The 7,389-nt window shown below is 43.8% G+C and carries 5 protein-coding genes; all 5 read left to right on the plus strand.

The genetic code is table 11. The annotated features are described in order from the left end of the window. The first annotated feature begins 598 nt into the window (after positions 1 to 598). Entirely contained in the window at positions 599 to 2,257 is a 1,659-nt protein-coding gene (locus BN587_RS02155) for a Na+/H+ antiporter NhaC family protein (protein ID WP_021719509.1), read from the plus strand. 191 nt (positions 2,258 to 2,448) lie between these two features. Next, positions 2,449 to 3,795, plus strand: coding sequence for an MATE family efflux transporter (locus tag BN587_RS02160; RefSeq protein ID WP_021719510.1), 1,347 nt, complete (start codon positions 2,449 to 2,451; stop codon positions 3,793 to 3,795). A gap of 212 nt (positions 3,796 to 4,007) precedes the next feature. Further along, complete coding sequence (dapF, locus tag BN587_RS02165; protein WP_044484008.1) at positions 4,008 to 4,895, plus strand: diaminopimelate epimerase; 888 nt, start codon at positions 4,008 to 4,010, stop codon at positions 4,893 to 4,895. Between the two features lie 106 nt (positions 4,896 to 5,001). Further along, positions 5,002 to 6,204 carry an LL-diaminopimelate aminotransferase gene (locus BN587_RS02170; protein WP_021719512.1) on the plus strand — a complete coding sequence of 401 codons (1,203 nt, stop codon included), beginning with the start codon at positions 5,002 to 5,004 and terminating at the stop codon, positions 6,202 to 6,204. Positions 6,205 to 6,372: 168 nt separating this feature from the next. Next, positions 6,373 to 7,221, plus strand: coding sequence for a transporter substrate-binding domain-containing protein (locus BN587_RS02175; protein WP_021719513.1), 849 nt, complete (start codon positions 6,373 to 6,375; stop codon positions 7,219 to 7,221). Positions 7,222 to 7,389 lie beyond the last annotated feature (168 nt).

A 7,389-nucleotide genomic window follows, 5' to 3' on the forward strand; every position in this document is an offset into this window, starting at 1 on the left:
ATTGCTATTCCTTGCACGATATATCCCTCGCTCAGTTTATTTGAGTGTTATGTGCGACTGAGGATAGATAGCTGCAGACTATATCTAGACTTACTCCCGTACTTTCTCTGTTCGCGAGAGTTATATCGTTCCAGTCAGCAGCAATTTTCCCGTGCCTGTAGGGCACAACGCAAATTTCGCATGGAACCAGAACGAAACTGCGGTAAAATTTGTCAGACGGTAACATTTTGTTACGTCCCCTTGTTTCTATGGTACCAGATGCTCATTTGCTAAAATTGCTATTCCTTGCACGATATATCCCTCGCTCAATTTACTTGCCTTCTTATCAATCAGCGTTGTTCTGCAGACTCGCTTCTTGGATGCGCGAATAAAGAATATATGCGTCTGCTCTATAAGCCTCGAAATTTGTCAACTGTGAATAGACATTAAAGCAATATAAACCAGTGTTAAAGTGCCTTGTTTTGCACTTATTTACACAACAATGTATAATTTTCAACAATTTGTCAGCGATTTTTTATAATACACTTGCTTTTAGTTACGTAATCATGATATAATTTTTTCGGACTTTTTAGAAAAAAATTATGGAGTGATTAATTAGATGAGAAAAAACAATTACTTATTTTTGGCGATACTGCTTGTTATCATGGCTGGCCTATTTTATATAAGCGGACAGCATCCTAACACTGTTGATCCTGAAACCTATAAGCCTGCCGTATATTCGACTATCGGCGCTTTGCTGCCTCCGGTTATCGCAATTGCTTTGGCCTTGATTACTAAGGAAGTATATTCTTCTTTGTTCGTAGGTATCGCAATCGGTGCACTGTTATATTCCAACGGTAATCTTGAGCTTGGTTTAAATACTATGCTTTACAATGAAAACGGCGGCATGATTACCAAGCTGTCGGATAGCGGTAACGTTGGTATTATGGTATTTTTGGTTATTCTTGGTATCATGGTAGCTCTTATGAACAAGGTTGGCGGTAGTGCTGCTTTCGGTCAGTGGGCTTCTAAAAATATCAAGACTCGCGTTGGTGCGCAGCTCGCTACTATTGCACTGGGTGTACTTATTTTTGTCGATGACTATTTCAACTGTCTGACTGTTGGTTCCGTAATGCGTCCTGTTACCGACAGACATCAGGTTAGCCGTGCAAAGCTGGCATATCTTATTGACGCAACTGCTGCACCGATTTGTATTATTGCGCCGGTTTCCAGCTGGGCTGCAGCTGTAACCTCATCAGTACCTAAAGGCTCTGATATTAACGGCTTTAACATGTTCCTGCAGACTATTCCTTATAACTTTTACGCAATTACTACCTTAGCTATGATGCTTCTTTTGACCATCATGAAATTTGATTTCGGCAGCATGAAGGTTCATGAGGATAACGCAAATAAGGGTGACCTGTTTACTACTGCTGCTCGTCCGTATGGTGATGATGATGACAATACCGATAAGCCTAACGGTGCGGTTATTGACCTTGTACTGCCTGTAATTGTACTTATTATCTGCTGCATTATCGGTATGATTTATAGCGGTGGCTTCTTCACTGGTGAAAGCTTTGTTGATGCCTTTGCAGGTGCTGATGCTCCTAAAGGCCTGGTACTCGGCAGCATAGCAACCTTCTTCTTTACCTTCTGCTTCTACATGGTACGCAACGTAATGACCTTTAAGGAATTTACTGAGTGTATTCCTGCAGGCTTCAGAGCAATGGTTGCGCCGATTATGATTCTGACCATGGCTTGGACTCTGTCCGGTATGACCGGTCTTTTGGGTGCAAAGTTCTATGTGCATGATCTTGTTGCAAACTCCGCAGGTATCCTGAAAATGTTCCTGCCGACAATTATATTTGTTGTTGCTATGTTCCTTGCGTTCTCTACCGGTACAAGCTGGGGCACCTTCTCTATTCTGATTCCTGTTGTTTGCAACGTTTTCGGCTCTGGTGATACCTATGAAATGCTTATTATCTCTATTGCTGCCTGCCTGAGCGGCGCGGTATGCGGTGACCATTGCTCGCCTATCAGCGATACAACGATTATGGCATCCGCAGGTGCGCATTCCGACCACGTTAACCACGTTTCTACCCAACTGCCCTATGCATTGACTGCAGCTTCTGTATCTGTTGCCGGCTATCTGATTGCCGGCGGTATTGCGTACTTTACGGAAAGCTCCTTGGCGTTGATTGCTTTGCCGATTACGCTGTGCTTATTATTTGTAACATTGCTGGTTATGCGTACTTATATGCGTAAACAGGCTGCTTAAACAAAATATTTTATGAACGAAAAGCTGATACAGAAATGTATCGGCTTTTTGTATGTTAAGCATTGCTTATCATAAGCGTTATATTATGCCTTATAACTATAACCGGGCAGAGAAAATATCAATTTGCTATTGCCTAAATTTAGTATTATAATATCTATCACTAGCTAAAAGAAAGAGAAGGTATTGAAGATATGCGGACAAGCATGGACATGCTTAATGGTTCCTTATGGGATAAAATATTTAAATTTTCTATGCCGGTAGCTGCAACAGCTATCTTAGAGCAGTTTTTTACTGCTACAGACGTAGTAATTGCCGGCAACTTTGCTAATGGTGACAGAACAGCGGCAATGGCTGCCGTAGGAACAGATTTGCCGATTATCGGTATGATTATTTTTCTGTTCTTGGGCCTGGCTTTGGGCTCTAATGTTGTTATTGCGCAGTCTATAGGCAGACGTGATACGGAAGGCGTAAAGAAGGCGGTGCATACTGCTGTACTGCTTTCGCTGATTATCGGTATTGCGGTTGCTATTTTTGCACAGTTTGCTGTTGTGCCGATTTTAGGTTTGCTGGAAATTCCGGCAGAAGTTTTACCTTCAGCTGTGATGTACCTCAGAATATATTTTTTAGGTATGCCGATTATTTTGCTGTACAATTTTGAAGCGGCTATTTTCCGCAGTATCGGTGAAACGCAAAAACCGTTGATGGCGCTTATTGCAGCCAGCCTGGTTAATATTGTGCTGGATTTATTCTTTGTCTGCGTATGCAAGCTGGATGTTGCCGGTGTAGCGATTGCTACAGTGTTGGCTAACGCGGTTTCTGCTTTGATTCTGCTTCGCTTGTTATTGAAGACGGATTCTATAATCAAGCTGGAATGGAGTAGACTACATATTGATATGCCTACGCTGAAAGAAATTGTAAGCATCGGCTTGCCTGCAGGCATCCAAGGCGCAGTTTTCAGCTTGGCGAATGTTGTTATTCAGGGGGCTATCAACAGCCTGGGAACAGAGGTCATTGCTGCCTCCAGTGCTTCACTGATTCTGGAGATGGTAGCGTTCAGTATCTTCAGCTCCTTTACACAGGCGTGCACAACCTTTGTCGGGCAGAATTATGGCGCCAGACAGCTGGCACGTTGTCGCAAGATTTTACGCTTATGCCTGCTGGAGGATGTTATCTGTACGGGTTTTTGTATGCTTATCGTATTTCTCTTCGGTGACAGGCTTATTGCGCTCATCAACGACGACAGCGAGGTTATCAGGCTTGGTTATATCAGGGCTTCTATTGTATTCTGTGCCTACATTTTCAGCCTTTCGTATGATGTTATGTCCGGTTATCTGCGTGGCTTCGGCATATCGTTTTTACCGTCACTGCTGACGATTTTAGGTGTCTGCGGTGTACGCTTCCTGTGGGTTGCCTTTGTTTTCCCTGTGTATCATGATTTCCGTACCTTAATGTATGTTTATCCTGTAAGCATGGGTGTGACCGCTGTGCTGATTTTTGCTGCGCTGATGTGGTGCAGACCGTCTAAAAGATTTGCATAAATAATTTAAGGTGCAATTTTTGCTGTAAAATGCTGTTGTAAGTGAATATATTGCTGATAAAAAAAGAAATACTGCTCATTGTAATATGCCGGTACGCAAATGTGCCGGCTTTTTTGTGCGCTAATGCTAACTTTATTGTTTATCCGGTTGGAATTTCAGTATATTTTTGTTATAATGAGTAAAGAGGATTCAAAGGAGGAAGGGCCATGAAAATAGAATTTACAAAAATGCATGGTGCTGGTAATGATTATGTCTATGTAGACTGCACCAAGGAGATGCTGCCGAATCCGGGCGCTATTTCCGAATATGTAAGTCATAGACGCTTTGGTATTGGCAGTGACGGTCTTATCTGCGTGTGCAAATCTGACGTTGCTGATTTCAAAATGCGTATGTTCAACGCTGACCGCAGCGAAGGCAAGATGTGCGGTAACGGCGTGCGCTGCGTAGCTAAATTTGTGCATGACAAAGGTCTGACAGATAAAACTACTATTACACTGGAAACTCTTTCCGGTGTTAAGGAAATTGAAATGGTTGTCGAAAACGGCGAGGTTGTAGGTGCGAAGGTGGATATGGGCAAGCCTGTTTTCCGTGCTACCGAAATTCCGATGAACTGCGACCATTATATTTTTGTCGACCAGGCAATTGTTTTGAATGATAATCATGACGATGTAACCAAAGAAAAGGTTTTCTATAACGGTACGGCAATTTCTATGGGCAATCCGCATTTTGTTACCTTTGTGGATGATGTGGACAGCCTTAACCTGGAGGAGCTGGGACCGCAATTTGAACATCATAAGCTGTTCCCGGAAGGCGTGAACACTGAGTTTGTACAGGTTCTGGACAAGAACACTGTCAAGTTCCGCGTTTGGGAGCGTGGTAGCGGCGAAACCTGGGCCTGTGGCACTGGTGCGAGCGCTGTTACCGTAGCCTGCATTATGCTGAATAAAGCAGGCAAGAAGGGCGAACCGCTCAATGTACATTGCAAAGGCGGTCTGCTCAAGGTTACGCATGAGCTGAATGACCATGTTACCCTGGAGGGTAACGCAGTCGCAGTATTTGACGGCGTAATTGATATTCCTGAGAGCGTTATCAACGAGTAAACAAATTGCTTGAACTACTGGCTGCAGGTATCGCAATGCTTGCAGCTAGTAATTTTTCAGGCGTTTGCTATAAATTTAAAATGATTTTAATAATGGGGGTTTTTCAATGGCATTTGTAAACGAAAACTATTGTAATTTAAAAGAAAGCTTTCTTTTTGCTGATATTGCGCACAAGGTAAGCGCATATGCTGAGGCACATCCGGATAAAAAGATTATCCGCCTGGGCATTGGTGACGTTACCCTGCCGCTGGCAAAATGTGTTGTTGATGCAATGGCGAAGGCTGTAGCAGAAATGGGCGTACAGGAAACTTTCCGTGGCTATGGTCCTGAGCAGGGCTATGATTTCCTGCATGCAGCACTGGTAAAATATTATGCTTCCTTCGGTGTTACCCTGAAAAGCGATGAAATTTTCATCAGCGACGGTGCAAAGAGCGATTGCGCTAATATCACCGATATTTTCAGCAATGCAAACACTATCCTGATTCCTGATCCGGTATACCCTGTATATCTGGATACCAACATTATGTGCGGCCGTCACATTATTTATATGGAAGGCAAGCCGGAAAATGATTTCCTGCCGATGCCGGACGAAAATGTAAAGGCTGATGTAATTTATCTGTGCTCTCCTAACAACCCGACCGGCTCTGCTTATAACAAAGAGCAGTTGGAAGAGTGGGTTGCTTATGCACTGAAAAACGATGCTGTTATTTTGTACGATGCTGCTTATGAAGCATATGTAACCGATCCGGCAATTCCGCGCAGCATTTTCGTTATCGAAGATGCTAAAAAATGCGCTATTGAGCTGTGCTCTCTGTCCAAGACTGCCGGCTTTACCGGTACCCGTTGCGGTTATACCGTTGTTCCGCATGCACTGGTTCGTAAAACCGAAAGCGGCAAGGAAATGGAACTGAACAAAATGTGGCTGCGTCGCCAGACTACTAAATTCAACGGTGTTCCTTACATTATCCAACGCGGTGCAGAGGCTGTATTCAGCGAAGAAGGCATTAAACAATGCCGCGAAAGCATTGCTTACTATCAGGAAAATGCACGTATTATCATGGAAGGCTTTGATAAGGTTGGCATTAAATATTATGGCGGCGTACATTCTCCGTACATCTGGCTGCAATGCCCGAACGGCATGAGCTCTTGGGAATTCTTTGACTTCCTGCTGGAAAAACTGCAGGTTGTAGGTACTCCTGGCGCAGGATTCGGCAAAATGGGCGAAGGCTTCTTCCGCCTGACTGCTTTCGGCAGCCGTGAAAATACCATCGAAGCTATGGAACGTATTATTAACGGACTGAAAAAATAAGCTTAAGTATTTCAAGCCGTACTGTGTCTTGAGGGAGATAGTACGGCTTTCATGTACAAGGCTTATGTATACATTATATCTTTGCTGTAAAGCTTGCTTTTTTGACAGCAATATAGTAAAGTATTACATAGTTTAATAGATAATTTCACAATGAAAGGTGTGTTCTTGATGAACTTGAAGAAATTTTTAAAAGCTGCTCTGTGCGGCGCTATGGTTGTTGCAATGGCTGTTACCGCCGGCTGTGGCGGTGGCGATAAAAAGGCTGACAGCGGCAAAAAGGTATTGAAGGTTGGTATGGAATGTGCATACGCTCCGTACAACTGGTCCCAACCGTCTGCTGACGGCGGCGCTGTTAAAATCGCCGGCTCTAACGAATATGCTTACGGTTATGACGTTATGATTGCTAAGAAATTAGCTGATTCCATGGGCGCTGACCTGGAAATCCACAAAATCGAATGGGATGGCCTTGCTCCTGCTGTAGTAAGCGGCAAGATTGATGCTGCTATTGCCGGCATGTCCATTACCTCTAAACGTAAAGAATCTGTTGACTTCACCAAACCTTACTACTATGCAACTGTAGTAGCACTGGTTAAAAAGGATTCTCCGCAAGCTCAGGCTAAGAGCGTTGCCGACCTCAAAGGCTCTATTGCTACCTCTCAGCTGAATACCATCTGGTATGACCAGATTGACCAGGTTCCGGACGTTAAAAAGCTGCCTGCTATCGACAACGTTCCCGGCATGATTGTTGCGCTGAAATCCGGCAAATGCAACCTGATTGTAACCGATATCCCGACTGCTAAGGCTGCTGCTTTTGCTAACCCTGATCTGACCATGGTAACCTTCCCTGAAGGTCAAGGCTTCAAAACTTCTAAAGAAGATGTTGAAATCGGCATTGCTATTAAAAAAGGCAACAAGGAACTGGCAGACGCTATGAACAAGGTTCTGGGCGGTATGACCGAGGCTGACTTCAATAAGATTATGGATGAAGCTATTAAGAAACAGCCTTTGGCAAAATAAGCTGTATAAGAATGGAATAGCTGCGTTGCAATAACGAGTTACGCCATTTGCAAGGGGCGGCGGTTGTCGCCCTTTTTGTATTAAATTAAGGTGGTGTATGTAATGCCGGAAACATTTTTTGGCTGGGTAGTTTACCTGCTGCAGCAATATGGCTCTGTCCTGCTGAAG

Origin of the sequence: Phascolarctobacterium succinatutens CAG:287 (assembly GCF_000434895.1) — a bacterium.
Taxonomy (GTDB): domain Bacteria; phylum Bacillota; class Negativicutes; order Acidaminococcales; family Acidaminococcaceae; genus Phascolarctobacterium_A; species Phascolarctobacterium_A succinatutens_A.

Excerpts from the sequence above, each read along its gene's own strand:
- BN587_RS02155 (WP_021719509.1), top strand. The coding sequence starts at position 599 with ATGAGAAAAAACAATTACTTATTTTTGGCGATACTGCTTGTTATCATG.
- BN587_RS02160 (WP_021719510.1), top strand. The coding sequence starts at position 2,449 with ATGCGGACAAGCATGGACATGCTTAATGGTTCCTTATGGGATAAAATA.
- BN587_RS02170 (WP_021719512.1), top strand. The coding sequence starts at position 5,002 with ATGGCATTTGTAAACGAAAACTATTGTAATTTAAAAGAAAGCTTTCTT.
- BN587_RS02175 (WP_021719513.1), top strand. The coding sequence starts at position 6,373 with ATGAACTTGAAGAAATTTTTAAAAGCTGCTCTGTGCGGCGCTATGGTT.